The sequence below is a fragment of the Nigerium massiliense genome (assembly GCF_000826085.1).
GTDB classification, from domain to species: Bacteria; Actinomycetota; Actinomycetes; order Propionibacteriales; family Propionibacteriaceae; genus Propioniciclava; species Propioniciclava massiliense.
Window position 1 is genome coordinate 231,296 of sequence record NZ_CCYM01000001.1, and the last position, 23,433, is coordinate 254,728.

The 23,433-nt window shown below is 68.9% G+C and carries 28 protein-coding genes and 1 pseudogene; 6 read left to right on the top strand and 23 right to left on the bottom strand.

What is annotated here, in order from left to right:
- Position 1 precedes the first annotated feature (1 nt).
- From BN1187_RS01140 to BN1187_RS01170, 7 genes are all read right to left on the bottom strand, one after another.
- Positions 2-1,015, bottom strand: coding sequence for a DNA-directed RNA polymerase subunit alpha (locus tag BN1187_RS01140; protein ID WP_040157793.1), 1,014 nt, complete (start codon positions 1,013-1,015; stop codon positions 2-4).
- 169 nt (positions 1,016-1,184) lie between these two features.
- On the bottom strand, positions 1,185-1,790 hold the full coding sequence (rpsD, locus tag BN1187_RS01145; RefSeq protein ID WP_040157796.1) for a 30S ribosomal protein S4: 606 nt from the start codon (positions 1,788-1,790) through the stop codon (positions 1,185-1,187).
- A gap of 29 nt (positions 1,791-1,819) precedes the next feature.
- On the bottom strand, positions 1,820-2,224 hold the full coding sequence (gene rpsK, locus BN1187_RS01150) for a 30S ribosomal protein S11 (RefSeq protein ID WP_040157798.1): 405 nt from the start codon (positions 2,222-2,224) through the stop codon (positions 1,820-1,822).
- A 41-nt stretch (positions 2,225-2,265) separates the two neighbouring features.
- The gene (gene rpsM, locus BN1187_RS01155) at positions 2,266-2,640 is read right to left on the bottom strand and encodes a 30S ribosomal protein S13 (RefSeq protein WP_040157799.1); all 375 of its coding nucleotides are present in this window, start codon (positions 2,638-2,640) and stop codon (positions 2,266-2,268) included.
- A 223-nt stretch (positions 2,641-2,863) separates the two neighbouring features.
- The gene (rpmJ, locus tag BN1187_RS01160; RefSeq protein WP_040157800.1) at positions 2,864-2,977 is read right to left on the bottom strand and encodes a 50S ribosomal protein L36; all 114 of its coding nucleotides are present in this window, start codon (positions 2,975-2,977) and stop codon (positions 2,864-2,866) included.
- A gap of 73 nt (positions 2,978-3,050) precedes the next feature.
- Positions 3,051-3,272: a translation initiation factor IF-1 gene (gene infA / locus BN1187_RS01165; protein ID WP_040157801.1), complete on the bottom strand. Its 222-nt coding sequence runs from the start codon at positions 3,270-3,272 to the stop codon at positions 3,051-3,053.
- A gap of 108 nt (positions 3,273-3,380) precedes the next feature.
- Complete coding sequence (locus BN1187_RS01170; RefSeq protein ID WP_052462137.1) at positions 3,381-3,749, bottom strand: DUF1707 SHOCT-like domain-containing protein; 369 nt, start codon at positions 3,747-3,749, stop codon at positions 3,381-3,383.
- A 57-nt stretch (positions 3,750-3,806) separates the two neighbouring features.
- Between BN1187_RS01170 and BN1187_RS01175 the strand changes: the two genes are divergently transcribed.
- Positions 3,807-4,355: a hypothetical protein gene (locus tag BN1187_RS01175; RefSeq protein WP_052462138.1), complete on the top strand. Its 549-nt coding sequence runs from the start codon at positions 3,807-3,809 to the stop codon at positions 4,353-4,355.
- 9 nt (positions 4,356-4,364) lie between these two features.
- On the opposite strand, the gene BN1187_RS01180 is transcribed toward BN1187_RS01175, so the two are convergent.
- From BN1187_RS01180 to BN1187_RS01205, 6 genes are all read right to left on the bottom strand, one after another.
- Entirely contained in the window at positions 4,365-5,213 is an 849-nt protein-coding gene (locus tag BN1187_RS01180; RefSeq protein ID WP_040158084.1) for a transglutaminase family protein, read from the bottom strand.
- Positions 5,210-6,142, bottom strand: a complete 933-nt coding sequence (locus BN1187_RS01185) for an alpha-E domain-containing protein (RefSeq protein ID WP_040157802.1) — start codon at positions 6,140-6,142, stop codon at positions 5,210-5,212. The genes BN1187_RS01180 and BN1187_RS01185 overlap by 4 nt, the downstream gene beginning before the upstream one ends.
- Positions 6,136-7,731 (bottom strand): circularly permuted type 2 ATP-grasp protein, encoded by a 1,596-nt coding sequence (locus BN1187_RS01190; RefSeq protein WP_235750535.1) that lies wholly within the window; start codon positions 7,729-7,731, stop codon positions 6,136-6,138. Before BN1187_RS01190 ends, BN1187_RS01185 begins: the two co-directional genes overlap by 7 nt.
- Positions 7,732-7,804: 73 nt before the next feature.
- The gene (locus tag BN1187_RS01195) at positions 7,805-8,317 is read right to left on the bottom strand and encodes a GNAT family N-acetyltransferase (protein ID WP_040157805.1); all 513 of its coding nucleotides are present in this window, start codon (positions 8,315-8,317) and stop codon (positions 7,805-7,807) included.
- A 31-nt stretch (positions 8,318-8,348) separates the two neighbouring features.
- Positions 8,349-9,776: a sodium:proton antiporter gene (locus tag BN1187_RS01200; RefSeq protein ID WP_040157809.1), complete on the bottom strand. Its 1,428-nt coding sequence runs from the start codon at positions 9,774-9,776 to the stop codon at positions 8,349-8,351.
- A gap of 68 nt (positions 9,777-9,844) precedes the next feature.
- Positions 9,845-11,527 (bottom strand): formate--tetrahydrofolate ligase, encoded by a 1,683-nt coding sequence (locus BN1187_RS01205; RefSeq protein ID WP_040157812.1) that lies wholly within the window; start codon positions 11,525-11,527, stop codon positions 9,845-9,847.
- A gap of 193 nt (positions 11,528-11,720) precedes the next feature.
- Between BN1187_RS01205 and dacB the strand changes: the two genes are divergently transcribed.
- From dacB to BN1187_RS01220, 4 genes are all read left to right on the top strand, one after another.
- Positions 11,721-13,181 (top strand): D-alanyl-D-alanine carboxypeptidase/D-alanyl-D-alanine endopeptidase, encoded by a 1,461-nt coding sequence (dacB, locus tag BN1187_RS01210; protein WP_052462139.1) that lies wholly within the window; start codon positions 11,721-11,723, stop codon positions 13,179-13,181.
- Between the two features lie 519 nt (positions 13,182-13,700).
- A complete protein-coding gene (locus BN1187_RS14965) occupies positions 13,701-13,835 on the top strand; it encodes a hypothetical protein (RefSeq protein ID WP_261795212.1) in 135 nt (44 codons plus the stop codon).
- Between the two features lie 58 nt (positions 13,836-13,893).
- Positions 13,894-14,586 carry a GNAT family N-acetyltransferase gene (locus BN1187_RS15155; protein ID WP_390620198.1) on the top strand — a complete coding sequence of 231 codons (693 nt, stop codon included), beginning with the start codon at positions 13,894-13,896 and terminating at the stop codon, positions 14,584-14,586.
- A 147-nt stretch (positions 14,587-14,733) separates the two neighbouring features.
- Entirely contained in the window at positions 14,734-15,402 is a 669-nt protein-coding gene (locus BN1187_RS01220) for a class I SAM-dependent methyltransferase (RefSeq protein WP_235750536.1), read from the top strand.
- Here BN1187_RS01220 and BN1187_RS15160 read toward each other — a convergent pair.
- A complete protein-coding gene (locus BN1187_RS15160; protein ID WP_222704554.1) occupies positions 15,399-15,572 on the bottom strand; it encodes a DUF6176 family protein in 174 nt (57 codons plus the stop codon). The two genes, BN1187_RS01220 and BN1187_RS15160, sit on opposite strands and share 4 nt — an antisense overlap.
- 376 nt (positions 15,573-15,948) lie before the next feature.
- Here BN1187_RS15160 and BN1187_RS15165 point away from each other — a divergent pair.
- Positions 15,949-16,113 (top strand): annotated as a pseudogene (locus BN1187_RS15165) (hypothetical protein); the annotation flags it as partial.
- Between the two features lie 240 nt (positions 16,114-16,353).
- Here BN1187_RS15165 and BN1187_RS01225 read toward each other — a convergent pair.
- The 9 genes from BN1187_RS01225 to rplR all read right to left on the bottom strand — a co-directional run bounded on the left by BN1187_RS01225 (position 16,354) and on the right by rplR (position 23,432).
- Positions 16,354-17,874 (bottom strand): hypothetical protein, encoded by a 1,521-nt coding sequence (locus tag BN1187_RS01225; protein ID WP_040157815.1) that lies wholly within the window; start codon positions 17,872-17,874, stop codon positions 16,354-16,356.
- A 247-nt stretch (positions 17,875-18,121) separates the two neighbouring features.
- Positions 18,122-18,970, bottom strand: coding sequence for a type I methionyl aminopeptidase (gene map, locus BN1187_RS01230; RefSeq protein ID WP_040157819.1), 849 nt, complete (start codon positions 18,968-18,970; stop codon positions 18,122-18,124).
- The gene (locus BN1187_RS01235; protein WP_040157822.1) at positions 18,967-19,542 is read right to left on the bottom strand and encodes an adenylate kinase; all 576 of its coding nucleotides are present in this window, start codon (positions 19,540-19,542) and stop codon (positions 18,967-18,969) included. The genes map and BN1187_RS01235 overlap by 4 nt, the downstream gene beginning before the upstream one ends.
- On the bottom strand, positions 19,539-20,882 hold the full coding sequence (gene secY, locus BN1187_RS01240; protein ID WP_040157824.1) for a preprotein translocase subunit SecY: 1,344 nt from the start codon (positions 20,880-20,882) through the stop codon (positions 19,539-19,541). Before secY ends, BN1187_RS01235 begins: the two co-directional genes overlap by 4 nt.
- A gap of 79 nt (positions 20,883-20,961) precedes the next feature.
- Complete coding sequence (locus BN1187_RS01245) at positions 20,962-21,711, bottom strand: SOS response-associated peptidase (RefSeq protein ID WP_040157826.1); 750 nt, start codon at positions 21,709-21,711, stop codon at positions 20,962-20,964.
- Positions 21,712-21,784: 73 nt separating this feature from the next.
- Complete coding sequence (gene rplO, locus BN1187_RS01250; RefSeq protein WP_040157829.1) at positions 21,785-22,225, bottom strand: 50S ribosomal protein L15; 441 nt, start codon at positions 22,223-22,225, stop codon at positions 21,785-21,787.
- Between the two features lies 1 nt (position 22,226).
- Positions 22,227-22,409 (bottom strand): 50S ribosomal protein L30, encoded by a 183-nt coding sequence (gene rpmD / locus BN1187_RS01255; RefSeq protein ID WP_040157831.1) that lies wholly within the window; start codon positions 22,407-22,409, stop codon positions 22,227-22,229.
- Positions 22,409-23,026 (bottom strand): 30S ribosomal protein S5, encoded by a 618-nt coding sequence (gene rpsE, locus BN1187_RS01260; protein WP_040157835.1) that lies wholly within the window; start codon positions 23,024-23,026, stop codon positions 22,409-22,411. Before rpsE ends, rpmD begins: the two co-directional genes overlap by 1 nt.
- Positions 23,027-23,048: 22 nt before the next feature.
- Positions 23,049-23,432 carry a 50S ribosomal protein L18 gene (rplR, locus tag BN1187_RS01265; protein ID WP_040158099.1) on the bottom strand — a complete coding sequence of 128 codons (384 nt, stop codon included), beginning with the start codon at positions 23,430-23,432 and terminating at the stop codon, positions 23,049-23,051.
- Position 23,433: the final 1 nt, after the last annotated feature.

The following is a 23,433-nucleotide window of genomic DNA, read 5'->3' on the forward strand; positions in this document are numbered from 1 at the left end:
ATCAGTACTGCTCGGCGTCGTCGTCGCCGAAGCCGGCGTCGTCGTAGTTGTTCAGCGCCGCGATCGGGTCGAAACCGGGAGCGCTGTCCTTCAGGGAGAGCCCCATCTCGTGCAGACGCAGCTTGACCTCTTCGATGGACTTCGAGCCGAAGTTGCGGATGTCGAGCAGGTCCTGCTCGGAGCGGGACACCAACTCGCTGACCGTGTGGATGCCCTCGCGCTTGAGGCAGTTGTACGAGCGCATCGTCAGCTTGAGCTCCTCGACCGGCAGCGCCAGGTCGGCGGCGAGCTGCTCGTCGACCGGCGACGGGCCGATCTCGATGCCCTCGGCCTCGACGTTGAGCTCCCGGGCCAGGCCGAAGAGCTCGACGAGCGTCTTGCCGGCGGACGCGACGGCGTCGCGCGGCGCGATGGCCGGCTTCGTCTCGACGTCGACGACCAGACGGTCGAAGTCGGTGCGCTGCTCGACGCGGGTGGCCTCCACCTTGTAGGTCACCTTCAGCACGGGGCTGTAGATGGAGTCGACCGGGATGCGGCCGATCTCGGAGTCCATGCCCTTGTTCTGGGCGGCGGACACGTAGCCGCGGCCGCGCTCGACGACGAGCTCCATGTCGATGCGACCGGACTCGTTCAGCGTCGCGATGTGCAGGTCGGGGTTGTGCACCTCGACACCCGCGGGCGGGGCGATGTCGGCCGCCGTGACGGCGCCGGCGCCGGCCTTGCGCAGGTACATGACCACCGGCTCGTCCTCCTCGGAGCTCAGCACGAGCTGCTTGAGGTTGAGGATGATCTCGGTGACGTCCTCGACGACGCCGGGCAGCGTCGAGAACTCGTGCTGGTTGCCCTCGATCTTGATGCTCGTCACGGCCGCCCCCGGGATGGAGGACAGCAGGGTGCGACGCAGCGAGTTGCCCAGGGTGTAGCCGAAACCGGGCTCGAGCGGCTCGATGACGAACCGGGAGCGGAACTCGTCGACGACCTCTTCGGTCAACGTGGGGCGCTGTGCGATCAGCATGGGTTGTGTTCTTCCTCTCCACCGCCCGCTATATGACGGTGACAGCGGGGACCGGCGCCCTGCCGGCCCCCAGGATGTGCCACCCCCGACCGTGATGGACGCGGGTGGCGACGTGCGGCGTCCGGCGCCGGGACCGTCGGGAGACGGCCCCGCACGCCGGACAGGGGTGCTACTTGGAGTAGAGCTCGACGATCAGCTGTTCCTGAACGTCGATCGTGATCTGCTCGCGGGTCGGCAGCTGGTGAACCAGGATGCGCATCTTGTTCGGGCGGACGGTCAGCCAGCCCGGGATCTCGCGCTCGTGGTGCAGTTCGCGGGCGATGATGAACACGTCCAGGTTCAGCGACGCGGGCTTCACGTCGATGATGTCGTAGGCGGAGACGCGGTACGACGGGATGTTCACCTTCTTGCCGTTCACGAGGAAGTGACCGTGCACGACGAGCTGACGGGCCTGGCGGCGCGTCTGCGCGAAGCCGGCGCGGTACACGACGTTGTCGAGGCGCGACTCAAGGATCTGCAGCAGAACCTCGCCGGTCTTGCCGGCCTTGCGGTTCGCCTCGTCATAGTAGCGGCGGAACTGCTTCTCCAGGACGCCGTAGGCGTAGCGCGCCTTCTGCTTCTCACGGAGCTGGAGCAGGTACTCCGACTCCTTGGTGCGGCCGCGGCCATGGACACCCGGCGGGTAGGCGCGACGCTCGAACGCCTTGTCGCCACCGACGAGGTCGGTGCCGAGCCGGCGAGACTTCTTGGTAAGAGGACCGGTGTAACGGGCCATGATTCATTCGTCCTTTCAGGGGCTCGGGATTAGACGCGACGGCGCTTCGGGGGGCGGCAACCGTTGTGGGGAACGGGCGTGACGTCGGAGATCGGGCCGATCTCCAGGCCGACGGCCCCCAGCGAACGGATGGCGGTCTCGCGGCCGGAGCCGGGACCCTTCACGAAGACGTCCACGCGCTTCATGCCGTGCTCCATGGCCCGGCGTCCAGCGGCCTCGGCGGCCATCTGGGCGGCGAACGGGGTGGACTTACGGGAGCCCTTGAAGCCGACGGTGCCGGCGGACGCCCACGAGATCACCTGGCCGTTGGGGTCGGTGATCGAGATGATCGTGTTGTTGAACGTGCTCTTGATGTGCGCCTGGCCGGCGGTGACGTTCTTCTTCTCCTTGCGGCGGACCTTGGTCTTCGCCGTGTTACGGCCTGCAGTAGCCATCTGTTTTCGTACTCTCCTGGTTCAGTGCCCGGGGCCCGCTATCAGCGAGCCTTCTTCTTGCCGGCGACGGCCTTCTTACGGCCCTTACGGGTGCGCGCGTTGGTGCGGGTCCGCTGACCGCGGACCGGGAGGCCCTGACGGTGACGGCGGCCCTGGTACGAACCGATCTCGATCTTGCGGCGGATGTCCGCGGCCACGGTGCGGCGCAGGTCACCCTCGGTCTCGTAGTTGCTCTCCATGTGGTCACGCAGCAGCACCAGCTGCTCGTCGGTGACGTCCTTGACGCGGATGTCACCGCTGACGCCGGTGGCGTCCAGGGTTTCCTTGGCTCGGGTCTTGCCGATCCCGAAGATGTAGGTGAGTGCGACCTCGAGGCGCTTTTCGCGCGGCAGGTCGACACCGAGGAGTCGTGCCATGTTCGGCGGTTACCTTTCTGAACAGTCGGCCCGTGGACCGCGAAGGTGTCTGGCGTGACGCGTCCCGTGCCGCCAAGCGCGGGCCCCGGCCTTCGTCCGGGGGTCGGTTCCGATCGGCTGGCGCGCCGCGGGCTGAGCCGCTGAGCACCGATCGGGGTCTGCTGTCACGTTGTCTTGTTGTGGGCGGGGCCGTCCGGGGACGGCCCCTGTGCGCGTCGGGCGCTCAGCCCTGGCGCTGCTTGTGGCGCGGGTTGTCGCAGATCACCATCACGCGGCCGTTCCGCCGGATGACCTTGCACTTCTCGCAAATCCGCTTGACGCTCGGCTGAACCTTCATCGAGCTGCTTTCTGACTCGTTGCCGGTCTCGGGACGAACCCGGGCCGACGATTGGTGGATGTGATCGATCCGATCACTTGTGTCGGTAGACGATGCGCCCGCGCGACAGATCGTAAGGGGACAGCTCGACGACCACACGATCGGAGGGAAGGATGCGGATGTAGTGCTGCCGCATCTTGCCGCTGATGGTCGCGAGCACCTTGTGGCCGTTGGTCAGCTCCACACGGAACATCGCATTCGGCAAAGCCTCGACGACGGTCCCCTCGAGTTCGAGGGCTCCTTCTTTCTTAGCCATTGATCCCAATCTGCCTGCTGGTGAACGAGGACATCGGCCACAAGACACACGTGACCGACGACCCACTCTACTTCAGCGCGCCCAGCGGGCCAAATCAGTTGCCGGAGCTCAGAGCAGCACGACCAGCAGCACCACGAGCAGGACGATCGCCGCGGCGACGCCGCCCACGACCGTCATCACGGTCTTGTTCGCCGGGGCGCGGATCTCGCTGACCTCGCCCGGGGGGCGGGTGCCCTGGTCGACGATCGCCGGAACATCGTAGGTGGCCTGCGGCGGGAGCTGCTCCACGACGGGGGCGAGCTCGCCGAGCGTCTGCGCGGCGAAGGCGGCGTCCAACGCGCGACGGTAGGTCCAGTCGTCCAGCTTGCCCTGCTCGAACGCGGCGTTGACGCGCGCCACGATCGACTCGCGCTCACGGTCGTCGACGGGCGCCTGGGGCGTCGACCTGTACTTCGACGAGATCGGCAGGTTGCTCATGTCTCCAGGGTACGCCAGGGGTCGTCGGGCGCCCCAGCCCGCCGCTAGAGTCGAGCCGTGCCCCCAGGACACGCCTGGCGCGACCCCGGCGCCGTCGGCGCCCCCGTGCAACCGTGGGCGCGCGCCGCCGCTTGGGCCTGCCTGCTGCTGCCGATGCCCTCGGTGATCTGGCGCGTGGCGATGCTGCTCGGAGCCGACGTCGGCTTCGCGGACGCCGACGCCTTCCGCGGCGACCCGGGCCTGACGGCCTACGTCCTCGGGCTGGACGTCACCGAGGTGGCCGTGGGCGTGCTGTGCCTCGGCCTGATCATGCGCTGGGGCGAGGTCGTGCCCCGCTGGGTGCCGGGCCTCGGGGGGCGGGTGATCCACCGGCTCGTGCCCACCGTCATCGGCGGCGTTGGCAACGTCACGCTCTACGCGATCATGGCCGGCCTGGCGGCCGCGTTCGTCCCTGTGTGGCTGGGCCAGCGCGCCGGCTGGACGCCTGATCGCGGCATGGACTCCGGCCAGCGCGCGGTCCTGCTCGTCTGCTACGTGCCGTTCTTCCTCTGGCCGGTCGCGATCACCCCCGCGCTGGTCGGCTATTGGCGGCGTCGCAGCGCCTGAGGCGTCCGCTCAGCCGACGAGGGTCATCTCCACCTCGACGTACATGTCGCTCTCCCCGCTGCCGGTGTAGATGCCGCGCAGCGGCGGGACGTCGCCGTAGTCGCGTCCCACGCCCACCTCGACGTGCGACTCGCCGGGAGCCTCGCCCTCGTTCGCGGGGTCGAGGCCGATCCACGCGCCGTCCCAGTACTGCAGCCAGGCGTGCGACTCCCCCGTGCAGCGCTCCCCCACCACGAGGCGGTCCCCGGGCATGACGTAGCCGGAGACGTAGCGGGCGGGGATCCCGACGCTGCGCAGGGCGCCCAGCATGAGGTGCACCATGTCCTGGCAGACGCCGGCGCGAGCGTTCCACGACGTCCGCGCCTCGGCGTGGACGTCCGTCGAGCCCTTCACGTAGCGCACCCGGTCGGCGATGGCGGCGAGGATCGGCGCGACGCAGTCGGCCGGGCTGGGGGCACGCGCGGCGGCGTCCTCGGCGATGGCAGCCAGCTCGGGACCGGGGTCGACGCGCGCCGACACCTCGAGCCACTCGCTGGAGGCGTCGAGGAGCGCCCTGTCGCGCATCTCGTCCCAGCTCAGGCGCCGCGGGTCGGCCGCGTGGCGCTCGACCTCGACGGTGCTCGTGGCGACCACGTTGAGCCGGGTGTGCCGCTCGTGCACCTCGAAGGAGTCCACCTGCGTGCCCCAGTAGTCGACGTAGCGGTGCACCCAGGGCGTGGGCGTGATCGCGACGGTCGAGCTCAGCACCAGCTGCTCACGCGTCGAGCGCGGCGTCATGCGGGCCTCGTTGAACGACGAGGTCGCCCCCTCCTCGTAGCGGTACCCGGTCGTATGGACGATGCGGATGAGGCGGCTCACCGGCTTCCCCCCCTCCACAGCGCCGGCGCGGCGCCCTCGAAGTAGCGTCGCGAGATCTCGGTGCCGGCCTGGTTCAGCGTCGCCTGCAGCTGCGCCATGCGGGACGGCAGGTCCTCCAGCACCTCGCTGGGACGCTGGTACTCCAGCGCCATCCGGGCGCGGCCCAGCTGGCGCTGCGCCTCGCTCTCGAAACCGGTGCGGCGCTCCCCCTGGTCGAGTTCGGCCAGCGCCCGTTCCCCGGCGGCCAGCGTGTAGACCAGCGAGCGCGGGAAGAGCCGGTCGAGCATCAGGAACTCCGCCGCCTCCCGGTCGTTGGTGTTGCCGCCGTACGTGCGGACGAACGCGTGGTAGGCCCCGCAGCCGCGCAGGACGTTCGCCCAGGCGACCTGGCTCCCGCTGGACGCGGCGATCGTCGTCAGCAGCCGTGCGGTCATGTCGGCGCGCTCGAGATTGCGGCCCAGGACGAGGAAGTGCCAGCCCTCGTCGTGGCTCATCGTGTTGTCGGAGATGCCCGCGATGACGGCGCAGCGCTCCTTCACCATGCGGAACATGTTCGACGGACGCATGCGCTGCAGGCGTCCGCCCCTCGCCGAGTTCCACGTGGTGTTGATCGCCTCCCACATCTCGGCCGACACGGTCTCCCGGGCCCGGCGGGCCGCCTCGCGGGCTCCCCCGATCGCGGTGACGATCGAGGAGGGCGAGCCGTCGTCGAAGCACAGCAGCCTCAGCACCTCGCTCTCGATGTTGGCGCTCGGCTCGGGCTCCGGCGCCCCCATCACCGTCAGCAGCGACCGCGCGGCCGACGCCTGGTCGACGAGCGGGTCGTCGATCAGCAACTGCAGGTGGACGTCCACGGAGCGGCAGGTGTCCTCGGCGCGCTCCAGGTACCTGCCGATCCAGTACAGCGACTCGGCGATCCGGCTCAGCATGGCGGCGCCCCCGTCCTCGTCTGCTGTTGCTGCTCGGCCTGGCGATGCACGGCGTCCTCGCCGCGGGACGTGCCGGCCGGCGTGAACTGCGAGACGCGCTGGCGCAGGCGGCGTCCCCGCGACTGGGACTGCCGCTGCCGGCTTCGGACGCCGTCGCGGTCGAGCACCCAGGTGTCCTTCGAGCCGCCGCCCTGGGACGAGTTGACGATGAGTTCGCCCTCGGGCAGCGCGACCCGGGTCAGGCCGCCGGGCAGGACGAAGATGTCCCCGCCACCGGCGTTGACGGCGAACGGCCGTAGGTCGACGTGCCGCGGCGCCACCGCGTCGCCGATCATCGTCGGAACGGTCGACAGCTGCACCACCGGCTGGGCGATCCAGCCGCGCGGATTCTCCAGGATCTTGACGCGGAGGGCGTCGAGCTGGTCGCGGCTGGCGACCGGGCCGATCACGATGCCCTTTCCGCCCGAACCGTCCACCGGCTTGAGCACCAGCTCGTCGAGGCGATCGAGCACCTCCTCGCGCTGGTCGTCGTCCTCCAGCCGCCACGAGTCGACGCTCGGCAGCAGCGGCTCTTCGTGCAGGTAGTAGCGGATGATGTCGCCCATGTAGGTGTAGATCAGCTTGTCGTCGGCCACCCCGTTGCCGACGGCGTTGGCCAGCGTGACGTTGCCGGCGCGGACGGCGTTGATCAGGCCGGCGCAGCCGAGCAGCGAGTCCGAGCGGAAGGTCGCCGGGTCGAGGAACTCGTCGTCCACCCGGCGGTAGATGACGTGCACGGGTGCCAGGCCGCGCGTCGTGCGCACGGACACGTGGCCGCCGTGGCAGACGAGGTCGCGCCCCTCCACGAGTTCGCAGCCCATGGTGCGGGCCAGCAGCGTGTGCTCGAAGTAGGCCGAGTTGTAGACGCCGGGCGTGAGGACGACGACTGTCGGGTCGACGACGCCCGCCGGGGCCGCGGCCCGCAACGCGGCGAGCAACCTGGCAGGGTAGTTCTCGACCGGACGGATGCGGTGCCGGTTCGCCACCTCGGGCAGCGCGGAGAACATCGCGCGCCGATTCGTCATGACGTAGGAGACGCCGGAGGGGACGCGGACGTTGTCCTCCAGCACCCGGAAGACCCCGTCGCTGTCGCGGATGAGGTCGATGCCGGAGACCTGCACCCGGACGCCGTTGGGCGGCTTCACCCCGAACATGGCGCGGTGGTAGTGGGGCGAGCTCACCACGACGCGTCGCGGCAGCACCCCGTCGGAGAAGATCTGGCCGCTGGAGTAGACGTCCTCGAGGAACGCTTCCAGGGCCTTCACGCGCTGCTGCACGCCCGCCTCGATGCCGGCCCACTCGTCGGCCTGCAGGACGCGCGGAACGATGTCGAGGGGGAACGGGTGCTCCTCGCCCTTGAAGTCGAACGTCACGCCCTGGTCGACGTACGTCGAACGCAGGTAGTCGGCACGAGCGCGGATCTCGGGCTCGGGGAGCTTGCGCATCTGACGCACGATCGAGCTGTAGGCCGGACGGATCCCGTCCCGGCCCGCCATCTCGTCGAAGGCGGCCGGGTCCCCCGCATAGTCGTCGAACAGTCCGGTGCTCACGGCCGCCACCCTATTGGTAACACCGTCGTCCGTTCACGCCTGTCACCTGGGTGTAACCTGCGAAATCGCTGCACTAGGGTGCCAGCGCCTGGAACAGGACGTGATCCTGCCAGCGCCCGGCGATGTGCAGGTAGCTCGGCGCCAGGCCGAAGCGCCGGAACCCGTTGCGCTCCAGCACCTTCTGGGACGCGACGTTGTGCACCAGGGACGCCGCCTGCACCCGGTGCAGGCCCATGACGTCGAACGCGTACTGGCGCAGCTGTCCCACGGCGTCGGTGGCGATGCCGCGTCCGTTGGCCTCCCCCGAGACCCAGTAGGTGATGTCGCAACTGCGCGCCGCCCCGTAGGCGATCCCGGTGAGGAACACCCGTCCGACGATGTCGACGTCGTCCAGGATGACCTGGGGAACCATCAGCCCGCGCTCGTACTGCTCGAGCGCCGCGTCGATGCCCGCCCGCTGCCCGGCGACCGTGTAGTGCGCCTCGTCGCGCTGCGGTTCCCACGGCTTGAGGAACTCCCGGTTGCGCTGGACGAGGGCGGCGAGCGCGTCGGCGTCCTCGGGCCTGACGCGTCGCGTGCGGATCATGTGCTCATCGTGGCAGGTCCGACCCCGCTTGTCAGGGCTTCGTCGTCGCCGCCGGGCGTTGGCCGCGAGCGGAGCGGATCATCAGCACGGCCCGCACGACCAGGAAGAGCGTGATGGCCACGCCGATCGCCTTGAGCACCGGCGACTCCGCGATGAACAGGCACATCTGGGCCAGTAGCGTCGGCACGAGGTAGGTGAAGGAGCGGACGATGTAGCCGCCGAAGGACGGCATGTCCACGCCGTCGTTCTCCGCGACGGCCTTGACCATGAAGTTCGGCCCGTTGCCGATGTAGGTCACCGCTCCCCAGAACACAGCGCCCGTACTGATGGCGGCCAGGTAGTACTCGGGCACGCCCGCCACCAGCATGTGCCCCGGGATGTCGGCGCCCAGCGCCCGGGCCATCTCGAAGAACGTCACGTAGGTCGGGGCGTTGTCCAGGAGGGACGACAGCGCGCCGGTGAACAGGTTGAACGTGACCTCGTTCAGCGGCAGCGACGGGGCGATGCGCTCCAGGAAGCGCAGCGCGGGGATCATCGTCAAGAAGATGCCGATGAACAGCGCGGCCACCTCGAGGATCGGCGCCCACTCGAAGCCGTTGCCGCGGTAGCGGGCGTCCTTGTCGCCGAAGGCCAGCGATCCGGCGGCGGCCGCCCACATCGCCAGCTCGCGCCACGGCACCAGGCCCACCCAGGACGCGGTGCCGTGCTCGATGGCCTCCAGGTCGATCGACGGGAGGGCCGCCACGGCCACGATGATCACCGCGATGAACAGGAAATTCAGCTTGCCGTGCACGCGCAGCGGCTCCACGTTCGAGTCGTCCAAGGCGATCGCTTCGGGGGACTCCTGGGCGTGGCGGCGGCAGTCGAGGGCGTAGTAGGTGAGCAGCAGCAACGCGTTGACGAAGAGCCACTCGGGGAACAGCGACAACGTCCAGGTGAACGGGACGCCGCGCAGGAAGCCCAGGAACAGCGGCGGGTCGCCCAACGGGGTCAGCAGGCCCCCGCAGTTGGCGACGATGAAGATGAAGAACACCACCGTGTGCGCTCGGAACTTGCGCTCGGAGTTGGTCCGCAGAAGCGGCCGGATCAGCAGCATGGCCGCCCCGGTCGTCCCGATGAAGGACGCCGCAGCCCCACCGATGGACAGGAGGGTGACGTTGTTGCGCGGGGTCGCCTCGATGTCGCCGGACAGGAAGATGCCGCCGCTGACGACGAACAGCGCGAGCAGAAGCGAGATGAACTGGACGTACTCCCACAGGGCATGCGTGACAGGCGTGGGGCCGAACATGCTCCACATCCAGATCGCGACCGGCACGCCCAGCACGAGCGCCACCACGAGCTTGACCGAATTGCGTTCCCAGTGGTGTTCCAGCGACGGCACCAGCGGGAGAATGGCGATGCACGCGAGCATCGCCACGAAGGGCAGGATCCCCCACCAGGGCACGGTCGCCTCAATCATGGGGTCTTTCCTATCAAAAACCCCACCGCGCCCGTCGGGTTCGGGGAAATCCGCCGCGCGTTGCGCGCTCAGGAGAGCCCGACGACCCTGCCCTGCTCGTCGATGTCGATGCGCTCCGCCGCCGGGTGGACGCCGAGGCCCGGCATCGTCTGGATGTCGCCGGTGAGGCAGTAGACGTACCCGGCGCCGGCGGCGAGGCGGACCTCGCGGACCGGGAGCGTCCAGCCCGTCGGGGCACCGCGCAGCTTGGGGTCGGCGGACGTGGACAGGTGCGTCTTCGCCACCAGGACCGGGAGCGATCCGTAGCCCAGCGCCTGCAGCCGGTCGAGCTCGCGGGCCGCGGCCGGCTCGATCGCGACGTCGCCGGCGCCGTAGACGCGGGTGGCGAGCGCCTCGATCTTCTCGGTCAGCGTCGCGCCGCCCGCGTAGGTGAACCGCAGCGCGGACTTCTCCTGGCAGGCCGCCCAGACCTCGTCGGCCAGCTGGGCGGCGCCGGCGCCGCCCCGGGCGACGTGCTCGGTGACCGCGCACCGGACGCCGCGGGAGGCGGCGAACTCCGCGATCACGGCGTGCTCGCTGGAGTGGTCCTGGGGGAAGGCGTTGATCGCGACGACGGGCGTCAGGCCGAAGCCCTCGACGATGTCGAGGTGGTGAGCAAGGTTCGCCAGGCCCTCGGCGACATCGCCGGGGTTCTCCTCGAGGAGTTCGGGAGGCAGCGGCTTGCCCGCCACGATGCGGTACCGGCCCGAATGGGCCTTCAGGGCGCGCACCGTGACGACGACGACCGCGGCGTCCGCCTGACGCCCCGAGGTGCGGCACTTGACGTTGACGAACCGCTCGAGCCCCAGGTCGGCGCCGAAGCCTGCTTCGGTGACCACCACATCGGCGTGAGACAGGGCGACGTCGTCGGCCACGATCGAGGAGTTGCCGGTGGCGATGTTGCCGAACGGGCCCGTGTGGACGAAGGCGGGGGTGCCCTCGATCGTCTGCAGCAGGCTCGGGCGCAATGCGTCCAGCAGCAGGACGGCCATCGCGCCCGCCGCCTTGAGGTCGTCGGCCGTGACGGGCTCGCCGGTCTTGGTGAAGCCCACGACGATGCGGCCGAGGCGGCGGCGCAGGTCGCGAACGGACGTCGCGAGGCCCAGCACCGTCATCACCTCGCTCGCCGCGGTGATGTCGAAGCGGCTCTCGCGCGGGACGCCGTCGAGCCGCGAGCCCAGGCCCAGCACCAGGTGGCGCAGCGCGCGGTCGTTCATGTCGAGGACGCGCCCCCAGCTGATCGAGTGCGGCGCGAGGTCGAGGGCGTTGCCCTGGTAGAGGTGGTTGTCGGTCATCGCGGCCAGCAGGTTGTGCGCGGACGTCACCGCGTGGAAGTCGCCGGTCAGGTGCAGGTTCATCGACTCCATCGGCAGCACCTGCGCGTAGCCCCCGCCGGCCGCGCCGCCCTTGATGCCGAAGACGGGGCCGAGGGACGGCTGGCGCAGCGTGCAGACCGCGCGGCGTCCCTGGCGGGCCAGGCCGTCTGCCAGGCCGATGACGGTGGTGGTCTTGCCCTCGCCCAGCGGCGTCGGGGTGACGGCGGTGACGACGACGTACTTGGCTCCGGGGGCAGGGCGCGCGTCGACCAGGCCGACCTTGGCGAGGTGGCGTCCGCGGGGCTCCAGGGAGTCTGCGGCCAAGCCGATGGTGGCGGCGACGTCCTCGATGGGCTTGAGGGTGGACTGCTGAGCGATCTCAAGGTCGGTGGCCATACCTCATCCAACACCGCAGGGTGGCCCAGGATCTTCACAGGGACCACCACTTGTTCAGTCCACGGCTGAGACGGACCTGAGGAACCCTCTAGCTTTTGCGACATGCGTCGCTTACGGTTGCCCTCGCGTGCTCAGCGCCTCGCTTCTTCCCCGAGCCGCTCCGTCCCGCTTCTCCCCCGGAAGGTAATCCCCCATGCACGTCCCCGCTCGCCGTCTCGCCGTCGTCCCCATCGCGGCGCTCGCCGTCCTGACGGCCGTCCCGACGCAAGCCCACGCCGCCGACGCCGCGCTCTCGGCCAAACTCGCCTCCGTGTTGCGCGATCCGCGCGTCACGGCGTCCCGCAACGGGACGCTCGTCGTCGACGCCGCGTCCGGAAGTGATCTGCACATCCGCAACAGCGCGCTTTCGCTCATGCCCGCCTCGAACATGAAGCTGGTCACCTCCGCCGCGTCGCTGCGGACGCTTGGCGCGTCCTACACCTTCAAGACCGAGGCGATCGCCCGCGCGGGCAAACGTGCCGACGGATCCGTGCCGTCCAGCGTCTACCTGAAGGGGTACGGCGACCCGACCGTGCTCGACACGGACCTGCGCGCCCTCGCCCAGAACCTGCGCGGACGAGGCGTGACGCGCTTCACCGGCAACCTCGTGGCGGACGCGTCGTTCTTCGACTCGGTGCGCTACAACCCGGGTTGGTCGTCGGACGACGCGTCGGAGTACTACGCGCCCCAGATCTCGGGGCTGACCATGGCGCCCAACGCCGACTTCGACGCCGGGACGATCATCGTCAACACCTACCGCAACGGGTCCGGGACGAAGCTCACGGTGTCCCCCTCGACCGCGACGGGCTACGTGCGCCTGGTGAACAAAGTGAAGCAAGGGTCGGCCACGTCCATCAAGGCGTCACGCGCCGCCGGGACGAACACCATCACCGTCACGGGCACGATCGCCCGCACGGCGACCACCGGCGCGAAGAAGTGGGTGACGGTCAACCGACCGGACCTGCTGGCCGCGCACGTGTTCCGCGCCGAGCTGGCGCGGGCCGGCATCTCCGTCGCCGGGGGGACCGTCAGCGGGACGACGCCCAGCACCTCACGGGTCATCGTGGCCACCGACTACTCGCCGGCCCTGTCGACGGTCACCCGGTCGTTCCTCAAGCTGTCGAACAACGCGATCGGCGAGCACCTCATCAAGACCATGGGCGCGCGGTCCGGCGGCGCTGGCACGACCGCCAAGGGCGCCGCATACCTCCGGTCCACGCTCACCGCGGCCAAGGCTCCGCTCAGCGGGGTCGTCATCCAGGACGGTTCCGGCCTTTCCCGAGCGAACCGGATGACCCCGCGCGCCCTCACCCGGGTGCTCCGCTACGCGCAAACCCAGCCGTGGTCCTCGACGTATCGCTCGGCTCTCCCCCTCGCCGGGAACCCCGACCGGATGACCGGCGGTACGCTGCGCACGCGGATGGTCGGCACGGCCGCCGCCAACAAGGTGTCCGCCAAGACCGGGTCGCTCACGGGCGTCACCGCGCTCAGCGGCTACGCCCAGGGGGCCGACGGCCGTCAGTACATCTTCTCGATGCTGAGCACGTACAGCCGCACCTCGCCGCGACCGGTCGAGGACCGGGTCGCGATCACCCTCGCCTCCCACCGGCGCTGACCACTGCTCGCTGGACAGGGACTGTTCCCCGCTGAACAGGGACTGCGCTGCCACGGGCACCGAACCTCCCTGAACGGGGACTGCCCCGCCCCAGGCACCCAACCTCCCCGGACGGGGGCTCCCGAGTCATCTCGGGAGCCCCCGCCGCGTTGATCCGGTCAGCTCAACCATGCGGGGCTCTGCACCCCGTGGCCGCCCTTGGCAGGAGCAGCATGCACCCGGCCAGTGCGGGTCACGCATCTCGGCCAGCTTCGCTCAAGAGGCGCCGTCCGCCCGCACCCCGCCTGCGCGGGTGACGCTCTCACCACCCCTCGCTCCGGATGCATGCTCTTCGTGCGAACTCGTCGCCCCGAACGCAGCGATGTCACCGCTCCCCAGCGCACACCAAACGCGGGCCACCCTCCCGATGGCCGGCATGCCACTGCGCCCCAGCGCACGCCACCTGTCGGAGACGGGCAGGACCGCATCCTGCGGGTCCTGGTTATGACCGGCGCCTAGTCCCGCTGGACCGCCGCAATCATGATCTGCTCCCGCACGGCCGGCGACATCCTCGCCGGCATGTGGCACATCCTGTCCACCTGCGGACGAGTGCCCGGCACCCACGTCGGCGATCGGCGGCACGTCATGTCATGCCGCGTGCCTCGGCAGGCGTGAGTGGCACCCTTGCTGCGTGGTTGATTACCGAACCGAGCCCAGCGCCGTCACTGAGGACATGATTCGTGGCCTCTTCGTGGGCTGGCCCGCACCGCCGTCGCCCGCCACGCTGATCCGCGTCATGGAGGGCAGCTTCCGCCGCGTCTGGGCCATCGAGGACCAACGCGTGGTCGGTTACATCAACGCCATCAGCGACGGTGTCCTCAATGCGTTCATCCCGTGGCTCGAGGTCCACCCCGATTATCAAGGGCGCGGGATCGGACGCGAGCTCGTGACTCGCCTTGTCGCCGAATTGCAGGACATGTATGCAATCGACCTGCTGCGACCCCGAGTTGGTGCCCTACTACGAGCACCTGGGCTTCACGGGGTTTGCCGGTGCCGGGCTCCGCAACTGGCGTGCTCTCGAAGATCACTGAGACGTCCGCCTCTGCCGCCCAGCGACGCGCTAGAGGACGGTCTCAGTTTCCCATTCATCGTCGAACGCGACGAGGGATCCCCATCGCTCCAGGGTGGGCTGATAACGCGCCCACCATGCGGCGAAGCGATCGGAGGCGAAGGCTGCGTCGAAGCTGGCGCGATCCTGCCACCGCTGAGTCGTGATGACCGCGATGGGCTCACCGTTCGATCGACCACGCGATCGAGTCCGAGTTCGACGCGGTCATTCAGGTCGCGTAATGAGGCGCGATCTCCCTGCGGACCAGTTCAGCGACCTGTTCCACCGAGGTTGAGGGAAGCAGCCGCCATCTCTTGAAAGTCGTGAAGCTCACCAAGTGGTTCTCCCCCTCCCGCTGTAACCGTCGACAGAGGCAGTTGTTGGGCAAAGCATTCGGTCATGCCGCTGGGCGCCTCGGTCGGGATGGTCCTTTGATGAGGCCCGGCGGCATGTGAGATTGGGGTCGTGGGGATTCGCGACCTTGCAGACACGCGGTGGGGCGGGGCTTCGGCACGCGCGCTTGAGGAGTTCAACGCACGCCACCCGTGGAGCCACAACGACGCATTCCACTCCTGGATCCTCACCCGGCTACCTGCGCAACGTCACGACGCAGTCGACATCGGGTGCGGACGCGGAGACCTCCTAGCGGCGTTGGCGCCCTACTTCGACCATGTACGCGGGATCGACATCGACGCCGCCATGCGACAGGCCGCGTCGAGCCGCTGCGCCGGGCTGACCAACGTGACCGTTAGCGGGTCTGGCCCCGAACCCGGCAGCGCCGACCTCATCACGATGATCGCCGCACTGCACCACATGGACTTGGTCCCCGCGCTGTCGACGGTCCGCGACGCCCTCCGCCCGGGGGGCCGGTTCCTCTGCGTGGGCCTCGCCCGACCGGCCTCGATCACCGACCACGCGCGGGACGCGGCGTCCATCCTGACCAACCCGGTGATCGGGTTCATTCGCCATCCGTGGGTGGCGGATCAGCCCCCCGACCTGGCTCCGTTCCCGGTCGTCGAGCCGACACGAACGATCCAGGAGATCCAGGCAGGGTTGGCCACTGTGATGCCAGGAGCCTCACTGCGGCGCCACCTCGGCTTTCGGCACACCGTCGCATGGACCAAGCCGTCCTAACAGCCGAAGCGGCAGAGCAAGTAGATCCAGGTGACACCATCGCTCTCGGCGTGGAGGAACCAGGCCTCGAACGCCGAGCGCTCAGCAGGCATAGTGGCAACGCACTCAGCCTGGCGTCGGTTGAGCATCTGCATCCACTCCCGGGCTAGCTCCTCGGCGCCAGGCCGCACTCTGGCCCGCGAAGCCCCAGCCGCATGCCGGTCGGGACCGATGGCGGCATGGGCAACGACTCAGGCTCTGGGACCACACAATGGACGATAGCCACCAGGACTAAGCCGTCGCGTGAGAGGGGGAGGAACGTCCGGATCTGCCGCGACCTGTCCGATCAGCACACTGGTAGCGTGCAGGCGTGAACTCCACCGACGAGGTGCTGAGAGCCGTTTCACTTCGGGCCCGCGCATTGGAACGCCAAGATCCGACCGCCTTGTCGAGGCTTATGCATCCCTGCTGCGTGTGGACTAGTCATGCCGGCCTCGTGCTCGACCGTGATGAGTACGTCAGCCGCAACACGACCGCCGTAAGCTTCGCTGCCCAGCGCTTGAAGACCCTGACGTCCGGGTCGTCGATGACACGGCCATCGTGACGGGCACAGTCGTTGACGCCCTCGACACGGGCGAAGAGTTCCGGCTGCTGATCACCATGACCTGGGTCCACACGCAGGGGGCATGGCGGCTGTTGGCAGGCCACGCCGGCCCACGGCTGACGCACTGAACGGACGTAGTACTTGGCCGCTGCCCGTGCCTCGCGGGTGCTCAACTTTCGGACGTCGATTTCTGCTTCATTCTTGGGGTGTCGTTGACACCACCCGCGGGCCATCCTGCCCAAGGCAGGCATGCACCGCTCCCAAGCACAACTAGCGCGGGCCATCCACCCGAAGGCGGGCATGCCGAACGCCCCGCCAAGGCGGGGTGTTCGGTGATGGCACAGGGAACCGCTGGGCGACTCCCTGAGTCAGGCCGCCGCGGCCGACGACTGGAGCAACTCGGCCGCGAACGGAGGTGTTTCAGCGGTCGCCCGTCGAGGATCCGCTCGTCGAGGCAGCCCGTCGAGCCGGTCAGGCCCTTCGTTCCCCTCACACGCTTCCGGTTCCGATACACCATCGTCCGGGGGCTCGCGATGCCACCACTGATAGGTCCTCGGCGGGGGCTGCCCGATCAGCACGCTCCCGGTGGCGGTGCACCGATACCGGTACCCGAGCGGGGATGCCCACTCGACCACCCCCGGCTCGGGCTGCGACATGCGCCAGCCACCGTGCGTCTTCAAGCGATGCGCGAACCGCGACAACGGCGCCAGGTTCCCCGGCCTCGTCTGACGGCTCCCCGGCGGCGCCGACGGGTCATAGGCGACCGTGTGATCGAGGTCACAGCGGCGGGAAGCCGTCCTGCCGAACGGGAAGACATCAACCGGGTTGCGCTCCTGCACCGCCAGGCGCATCGTCGCCGGCGGGACGTAGCCGTCGACGCCGGTCATGGCGTCCGCGACGACGACGGGTCTGACGGTGACCTTCGCACCGCGCAACAGCTCCGGTAGCTGGCCGGCCAGCAGGCTGCCCCACCGTTCGATGGCCGCTACCCCGCGGGCCGGATCACGCAGCGCTTCACCGTCGAGCCGCACGATCAACTCCGCGGACCGCCCCACCCGAGGATGGAGCGGACCGGCGGCTAGACCGTCAAGGGAGGACGGCCGCACGCCGGCATCAGTCGCCCCCGGCGCGCCGGCCTCGCCTGCGCACGGAGCGGGGGGCAGCGACTCCTGCCCCAGCGCGTAACGGGCTAACGCTCCCAGCGCGATCGCGCGACGAACCGCCACCGGAGCCTCCGTCGCGACCACGCCGCCCACATGGTCGAGCGCCTGATCGAGATCCAAGCCGTCGCGGGCGTCCAACCGGCCCCACACGTCACAATGCCCATCGCGAATCTGATCGACGCTGACGTACCGGCTCGCCGCCGCACGCTCGGCACGCTCCGCCGCCGCCCGCGGATCCGCCCGGATGATCCACCCCGCGATCTGTGGACGGACTCGCTGCCACGACTGATGCGCCAGCGCCACCGCACAATGCCGATCCAGCTGGCGGCAGGCGGCCGCATCCAGACCCGCCAGCGAGGCCTCATCAGCCACCCGACACGCCTCCCACAACGCGATCGTGCCGTCGGTGACCAGCTCGAACAGCGTCGGATGACGGTGCCGCAGGTTCAACAGCGTGGCCATCCGCGCGAACACCGCGCCCACGCTCACGCCGATCAACGCCGCGATCTCCCCGGCCACGAACTCAGCCACCGTGGGCGTCCCGTCGGCGCCGACCTGCAACCAACGCTCGGCGCCGACGGCCAATGCGTCCTCGTTGACCCGGGCCTGGTCGCACAGCGCGAGGATCGCGAGCGCTTTGCCGATCGTGGCGGCACGCTCGGCCCGATCGGCGTGCAACAACGCCTCGGCCGCAGCCGCCTGATCGGTGAGCACCATCTCGTTCATGACTCCAGAATAATCGAACGTCTGACCGATTGCTAGATGCGACCCAGATCTGTGGATAACCCACGGTCGAGCCTCGGCTGAGCGAGAAGGGGTGGTCGCCTGCGGTGTGCTGGCGGGCCACTCAGCAGAACCTGGGACGTCAGACGCGCCACGGGATCATGGGAGCACGGCACGTTCCTCGCTCACCCCCTTGGGGCTCGATCAGCGCTGACGGCGCCAGGCTCAACAGGAAGACGCGCCTGCGGACTCAGTCGGCCAGCGGACCGAACGGAAGCCCCAGGCGTCCGAGGGCTTCCTCGCCGCCGTCCAGAGCTGTCAACACCCACAGTCCCCGCTTGGTGACCGTGATCGTGTGTTCCCAGTGGGCGGCGTCGGAGCTGTCACGGGTCACCACGGTCCACTCATCATCCAGCGTGGCGGTCTCGGCGGAGCCCCACGTGATCATGGGCTCCACGGCCAGGCAGAGGCCCTCGACGATCTTCGGGCCGCGCCCGGGGCGTCCGTAGTTGGGGACGTCCGGGGGCTGGTGCATCGCGGAGCCGATGCCGTGGCCGGTGTACTCCTCGACGATGCCGAACTCGTGGTCGTCGCACGACTCGATGAACTCCTCCACCGCGTGCGAGATATCCGACACGCGGCCGCCGAGCCGGGCGGCACCGATGCCGGCCCACAGGGCGTCCCGGGTGACGTCGCTGAGCCGGCGTCGTTCCGGCGTCCACTCCCCCGCGGGGAAGGTCACCGCACCGTCGCCGTGCCAGCCGCCGATGATGGCGCCGAAGTCGAACGACACGAGGTCTCCGTCGGCCAGCACCCGCTCGCCCGGGATGCCATGGACGATCTCCTCGTTCACCGAGATGCACGCCACCGCGGGGTAGGGCGGGAGCCCGAAGCCGGCCCCATATCCCAGGAACGACGAGGACGCGCCGTTGCGCGCGAGCACCTCCCGAGCCAGTTGGTCCAACTCCCCCGTGGTGACGCCCGGAGCCGCGGCCTCGGCGAGCTCGGCGTGCGCCTGGGCCACCACGAGCCCGGCCCGGCGCATCTGCCGCATCTGGTCGGCCGTCTTGAGCTCGACGCCCCGCCGGCGACCGATCACCGGCCCAACTTCCTCTCGAGCCCTTCGATCACCCGGTCGCGCACCTCGTCGACGTCGCCCATCGCGTCCACCTCGACCAAGAGGCCGCGCTCGCGGTACAGGTCGATCAACTCGGCGGTCTCTTCGTGATAGACGTCGATGCGGTGCCGAATCGTCTCGGCGTTGTCGTCCTTGCGTCCCTCGATCTCGGCGCGCAGCAGCATGCGCTTGACGAGCTCGTCGCTGTCGGCGATGAGGCAGATGACCGCGTCGATCGCGACGCCGCGCTCCCTCAGCACGATGTCGAGCGCTTCGACCTGTGCCGCGGTGCGGGGGTAGCCGTCGAGCAGCCACCCGTCGTCGCAGTCGGGCCACAGCAGCCGGGAGAAGACCAGGGACGTCGTAAGCACATCGGGGACGAAGTCGCCCGCGGCGATGAGCTCGTCGACCTTGCGGCCGAGCGGGGTCCCGCGCTTGATGTTGTCGCGGAAGATCTCCCCGCTGGAGATGGTCGGGACGTGGTAGTGCGCGGCGACGCTGCCGGCTTGGGTCCCCTTGCCTGCACCAGGCGGACCCATGATGAGCATCCTCATTTAAGGAATCCTTCGTAGCTTCGTTGCTGGAGCTGGCTTTCGATCCGCTTCACGGTGTCGAGCCCCACACCCACGATGATGAGGATCGACGTGCCGCCGAAGGGGAATCGTTGCGCAGCCTGCTCGCCGAGGACGACGAATGCCAGCGCCGGCAACAGCGAGATGAACCCAAGATAGAGCGAACCGGGGGCCGTCAACCGGGAAAGCACGTAGGACAGGTACTTCTGCGTCGCGCGTCCGGCGCGGATGCCGGGGATGAAACCGCCGTACTTCTTCATGTTGTCGGCGACCTCGACGGGATCGAAGGTGATGGACACGTAGAAGTACGTGAACAAAACGATCAGGACGAAGAAGACGACGTTGTACCAAGGCGACGCGCTGCTGGCCATGTTGCCCGCGATCCAACTCGACACCGGGTTGTCCGGGTTGAACTGGGAGAACAGCATCGGCAGGTACAGCATCGAGGACGCGAAGATGACCGGGATCACGCCCGCCTGGTTCACCTTGAGGGGGATGTACGTCGTGGTCCCGCCGACGAGGCGCCGACCCACCATGCGCTTGGCGTACTGGACGGGGATACGGCGCTGTGCCTGCTCGACGAAGATGACGCCCGCCATCACCAGCAGGCCGACCCCCAGGACCCCGATGAACGCCACCCAGCCCGCGCCGTTCGGCATCGTCGGGTTGTCGGGTTGGGTGCCCTTGTGCAGCGCGATGCCCCACAGCTGGGTCGGGAACTGCGCGGCGACCTGCGTGAAGATCATCACCGACATGCCGTTGCCGACGCCGCGCTCGGTGACGAGCTCGCCCATCCACATGATGAGGCCGGTGCCGGCCGTCATCGTGAGCACCATCACGATCAGCGGGAACAACGACGAGTCGTAGACCACCGGCAGCGCGCAGCCCTGGAACAGCTGCCCGTTCACGGCCAGCGTCACGAACGCCGTCGCCTGCAGCACCGCCAGAACGATGGTCAGGTACCGGGTGTACTGGGTGATGGTGTTCTGCCCGGACGCCCCCTCCTTCTTCAGCTTCTCCAACCGCGGGATCACGACCGTCAGCAGCTGCAGGATGATGCTCGACGTGATGTAGGGCATGATGCCCAGCGCGAAGATCGCCAACTGCAACAGGGCACCGCCCGAGAACAGGTTGATCATCGAGTACAGACCCGCGTTCGCACCGGTCGTCGCCTGGACGCGGCACTGGTTCACGTTCTCGAGGTTGACGTTCGGGGACGGGATCACCGACCCCAACCGGAACACCGCGAGGATGAACAGGGTGAAGAAGATCTTCTTTCGCAGATCCGGTGTCCGGAAGGCGTTAGCGAAAGCGGAAAGCATCCGTTCTCATTTCCATGGTGGAGAGCTGGGACAGCTGGGCATTGCGCTCAACCTCGCCGACTCTACCAAGAGGGCGTGACTATTCAGTAACCTGTCCCGCCTTGTCGGCGTCCGGATCGCGGTCGAGCAGTTCGGGACCGTCGTTACGGACGGCGTTGACGCGCGTCGTCACCGGATACGCCGCCAGATCCGCCGGCTCGGCCACGCCGAGCAGCCCCTTGGCCCGCGCGCCGTCGTCGAGCGCCGGGTCGAGCCAGGCGTCCCAGTCGGCCGCCCGCACCGTCATCGGCATCCGGTCGTGGAGGCGTCCGATCGCGTCGGTGGCCGCGGTGGTGATGATCGTGCACGTCGTCAGCCACGATTCGGGCCCCTCCAGCTCGGGGTTCTTCCAGAACTCGTAGAGCCCGGCCATCACCAGTGGCCCGCCGTGGGCGTCGTGGATGAAGTAGGGCTGCTTGATCGGCTTGCCCTTGGCGTTGGTGCGGCTGCCGGCGTACCACTCGTAGAAGCCGTCGGCGGGGATCAGGCAGCGCCGAGCCGCCATCGCCTTGCGGAAGGACGGCTTCTTCGTCACGGTCTCGAAACGGGCGTTGATGAGGCGCGCTCCCCCGGACGGATCCTTCGACCACGACGGCACCAACCCCCACCGCGGCGTCACCAACTTGCGGACGACCTCGCCCGACTCCTTGTCGACGCGGTCGACGACCGCTGCGACGGGATCGGTGGGGGCGGCGTTGAACGTGGGCGTGGGCTCGTCCACCACCTCGTCGACGCCGAAGAGCTCCACGTAGGTGTCGGTGCTGGCCGATGCCGCGAAACGTCCGCACATACCCCCGAAGCTAGCGCACGACAAAGCCGGGCGACCCCGAAGGGATCGCCCGGCCTTGAGAGGAGGGAACGGATCAGGCCTCGTTGGCCTTGCCGCCCGCCGCCTCGATCTTGCTCTTGGCCGACGCGGTGTAGGCGTCGGCGGTCACGGTCAGCGCGACCGAGAGCTCGCCGTTGCCGAGCACCTTGACCGGCTGGCCCTTGCGGACCAAACCCTTCTCCACGAGCGCCTCGGCGGTGACCTCGTCGCCGGCGGCGAAGGACTCGCCCAGCTTGCCGACGTTGATCACCTGGTACTCGACCTTGAAGGGGTTGCGGAAGCCCCGCAGCTTGGGCAGACGCATGTGCAGCGGCATCTGACCACCCTCGAAGTTGGGTCCGACGTTCTTGCGCGCGCCGGTGCCCTTGGTGCCACGACCGGCCGTCTTACCCTTAGACGCCTCGCCGCGACCCACGCGGGTCTTGTCGGTCTTCGCCCCGGGAGCGGGACGAAGGTCATGAAGCTTGATCGCCATGTCAGTCGACCTCCTCGACGGAGACGAGGTGAGAGACGGTGTTGACCATGCCGCGGAACTGCGGCTGGTCATCCTTCTCCACGACGTCACCGATGCGCTTGAGACCGAGCGTACGCAGGGTCTCGCGTTGGTTCTTGCGAGCGCCGTTCGCGCTCTTGATCTGGGTCACCTTCAGCGTAGCCATCAGGCAGCGCCCTCCTTCCGCGCCCGCAGGATCGCGGCGGGGGTGACGTCCTCGACGGTCTTCCCGCGACGCTTGGCGATCTGCTCGGGCTCCTCGAGCTTCTGGAGCGCCTCGACGGTGGCGTGCACGACGTTGATGGCGTTGCTGGAACCCAGCGACTTCGCCAGAACGTCCGAGATGCCGGCACACTCGAGCACCGCACGGGCCGACCCGCCGGCGATCACGCCGGTACCGGGGGACGCCGGGCGCAGGAGCACGACACCCGCGGCCTTCTCACCCTGCACGGGGTGCGGGATGGTGCCGAGGATCCGGGGAACCCGGAAGAAGTGCTTCTTGGCCTCCTCGACGCCCTTGGCGATCGCCGCGGGCACCTCCTTGGCCTTGCCGTAGCCGACGCCGACGGTGCCGTTGCCGTCACCCACCACGACGAGCGCGGTGAAGCTGAAGCGGCGGCCACCCTGGACGACCTTCGCGACGCGGTTGATCGCCACGACGCGTTCGAGGTACTGGTTCTTGTCCCGGTCGTTGTCCCGGCCACGACGATCTTCGCGGCCGCGACGCTCGCCACCACCGGCGCCGCCACCGCGGCGCTGCTGGTTCGCGTTTTCGTTCGCCATTTCTTACCTTTCCGCTTTCGATCTACAGTCCGAGACCGGCCTCGCGGGCGCCGTCCGCCAGCGCCGCGATCCGCCCGTGGTACTTGTTGCCGGCGCGGTCGAAGACGACCTGCTCGACGCCGGCCGCCTTGGCGCGGTCGGCCAGCAGGGCGCCGACCTTCTTGGCCTTGGCCGTCTTGTCGCCTTCGGTCTCACGCAGCTCGGGCTCCATGGTCGACGCGGACGCGAGGGTGACACCCGCGACGTCGTCGATGACCTGAGCGAACACGTGCCGCGAGGAACGGGTGACCACGAGACGCGGACGCTCCGGCGAGCCGAAGACGTGCTTGCGGCCACGCACCTGCCGCCGCAGCCGCGCCTTGGTGCGCGAGGCCGTGCCCCTGTTGTTCGACAAAGAGATCGCCATG

Excerpts from the sequence above, each read along its gene's own strand:
- BN1187_RS01140 (WP_040157793.1), bottom strand. The coding sequence starts at position 1,015 with ATGCTGATCGCACAGCGCCCCACGTTGACCGAAGAGGTCGTCGACGAG.
- rpsD (WP_040157796.1), bottom strand. The coding sequence starts at position 1,790 with ATGGCCCGTTACACCGGTCCTCTTACCAAGAAGTCTCGCCGGCTCGGC.
- rpsK (WP_040157798.1), bottom strand. The coding sequence starts at position 2,224 with ATGGCTACTGCAGGCCGTAACACGGCGAAGACCAAGGTCCGCCGCAAG.
- rpsM (WP_040157799.1), bottom strand. The coding sequence starts at position 2,640 with ATGGCACGACTCCTCGGTGTCGACCTGCCGCGCGAAAAGCGCCTCGAG.
- rpmJ (WP_040157800.1), bottom strand. The coding sequence starts at position 2,977 with ATGAAGGTTCAGCCGAGCGTCAAGCGGATTTGCGAGAAGTGCAAGGTC.
- infA (WP_040157801.1), bottom strand. The coding sequence starts at position 3,272 with ATGGCTAAGAAAGAAGGAGCCCTCGAACTCGAGGGGACCGTCGTCGAG.
- BN1187_RS01170 (WP_052462137.1), bottom strand. The coding sequence starts at position 3,749 with ATGAGCAACCTGCCGATCTCGTCGAAGTACAGGTCGACGCCCCAGGCG.
- BN1187_RS01185 (WP_040157802.1), bottom strand. The coding sequence starts at position 6,142 with ATGCTGAGCCGGATCGCCGAGTCGCTGTACTGGATCGGCAGGTACCTG.
- BN1187_RS01195 (WP_040157805.1), bottom strand. The coding sequence starts at position 8,317 with ATGATCCGCACGCGACGCGTCAGGCCCGAGGACGCCGACGCGCTCGCC.
- BN1187_RS01200 (WP_040157809.1), bottom strand. The coding sequence starts at position 9,776 with ATGATTGAGGCGACCGTGCCCTGGTGGGGGATCCTGCCCTTCGTGGCG.
- BN1187_RS01205 (WP_040157812.1), bottom strand. The coding sequence starts at position 11,527 with ATGGCCACCGACCTTGAGATCGCTCAGCAGTCCACCCTCAAGCCCATC.
- dacB (WP_052462139.1), top strand. The coding sequence starts at position 11,721 with ATGCACGTCCCCGCTCGCCGTCTCGCCGTCGTCCCCATCGCGGCGCTC.
- BN1187_RS14965 (WP_261795212.1), top strand. The coding sequence starts at position 13,701 with ATGATCTGCTCCCGCACGGCCGGCGACATCCTCGCCGGCATGTGGCAC.
- BN1187_RS15155 (WP_390620198.1), top strand. The coding sequence starts at position 13,894 with ATGATTCGTGGCCTCTTCGTGGGCTGGCCCGCACCGCCGTCGCCCGCC.
- BN1187_RS01225 (WP_040157815.1), bottom strand. The coding sequence starts at position 17,874 with ATGAACGAGATGGTGCTCACCGATCAGGCGGCTGCGGCCGAGGCGTTG.
- BN1187_RS01235 (WP_040157822.1), bottom strand. The coding sequence starts at position 19,542 with ATGAGGATGCTCATCATGGGTCCGCCTGGTGCAGGCAAGGGGACCCAA.
- secY (WP_040157824.1), bottom strand. The coding sequence starts at position 20,882 with ATGCTTTCCGCTTTCGCTAACGCCTTCCGGACACCGGATCTGCGAAAG.
- BN1187_RS01245 (WP_040157826.1), bottom strand. The coding sequence starts at position 21,711 with ATGTGCGGACGTTTCGCGGCATCGGCCAGCACCGACACCTACGTGGAG.
- rplO (WP_040157829.1), bottom strand. The coding sequence starts at position 22,225 with ATGGCGATCAAGCTTCATGACCTTCGTCCCGCTCCCGGGGCGAAGACC.
- rpmD (WP_040157831.1), bottom strand. The coding sequence starts at position 22,409 with ATGGCTACGCTGAAGGTGACCCAGATCAAGAGCGCGAACGGCGCTCGC.
- rpsE (WP_040157835.1), bottom strand. The coding sequence starts at position 23,026 with ATGGCGAACGAAAACGCGAACCAGCAGCGCCGCGGTGGCGGCGCCGGT.
- rplR (WP_040158099.1), bottom strand. The coding sequence starts at position 23,432 with ATGGCGATCTCTTTGTCGAACAACAGGGGCACGGCCTCGCGCACCAAG.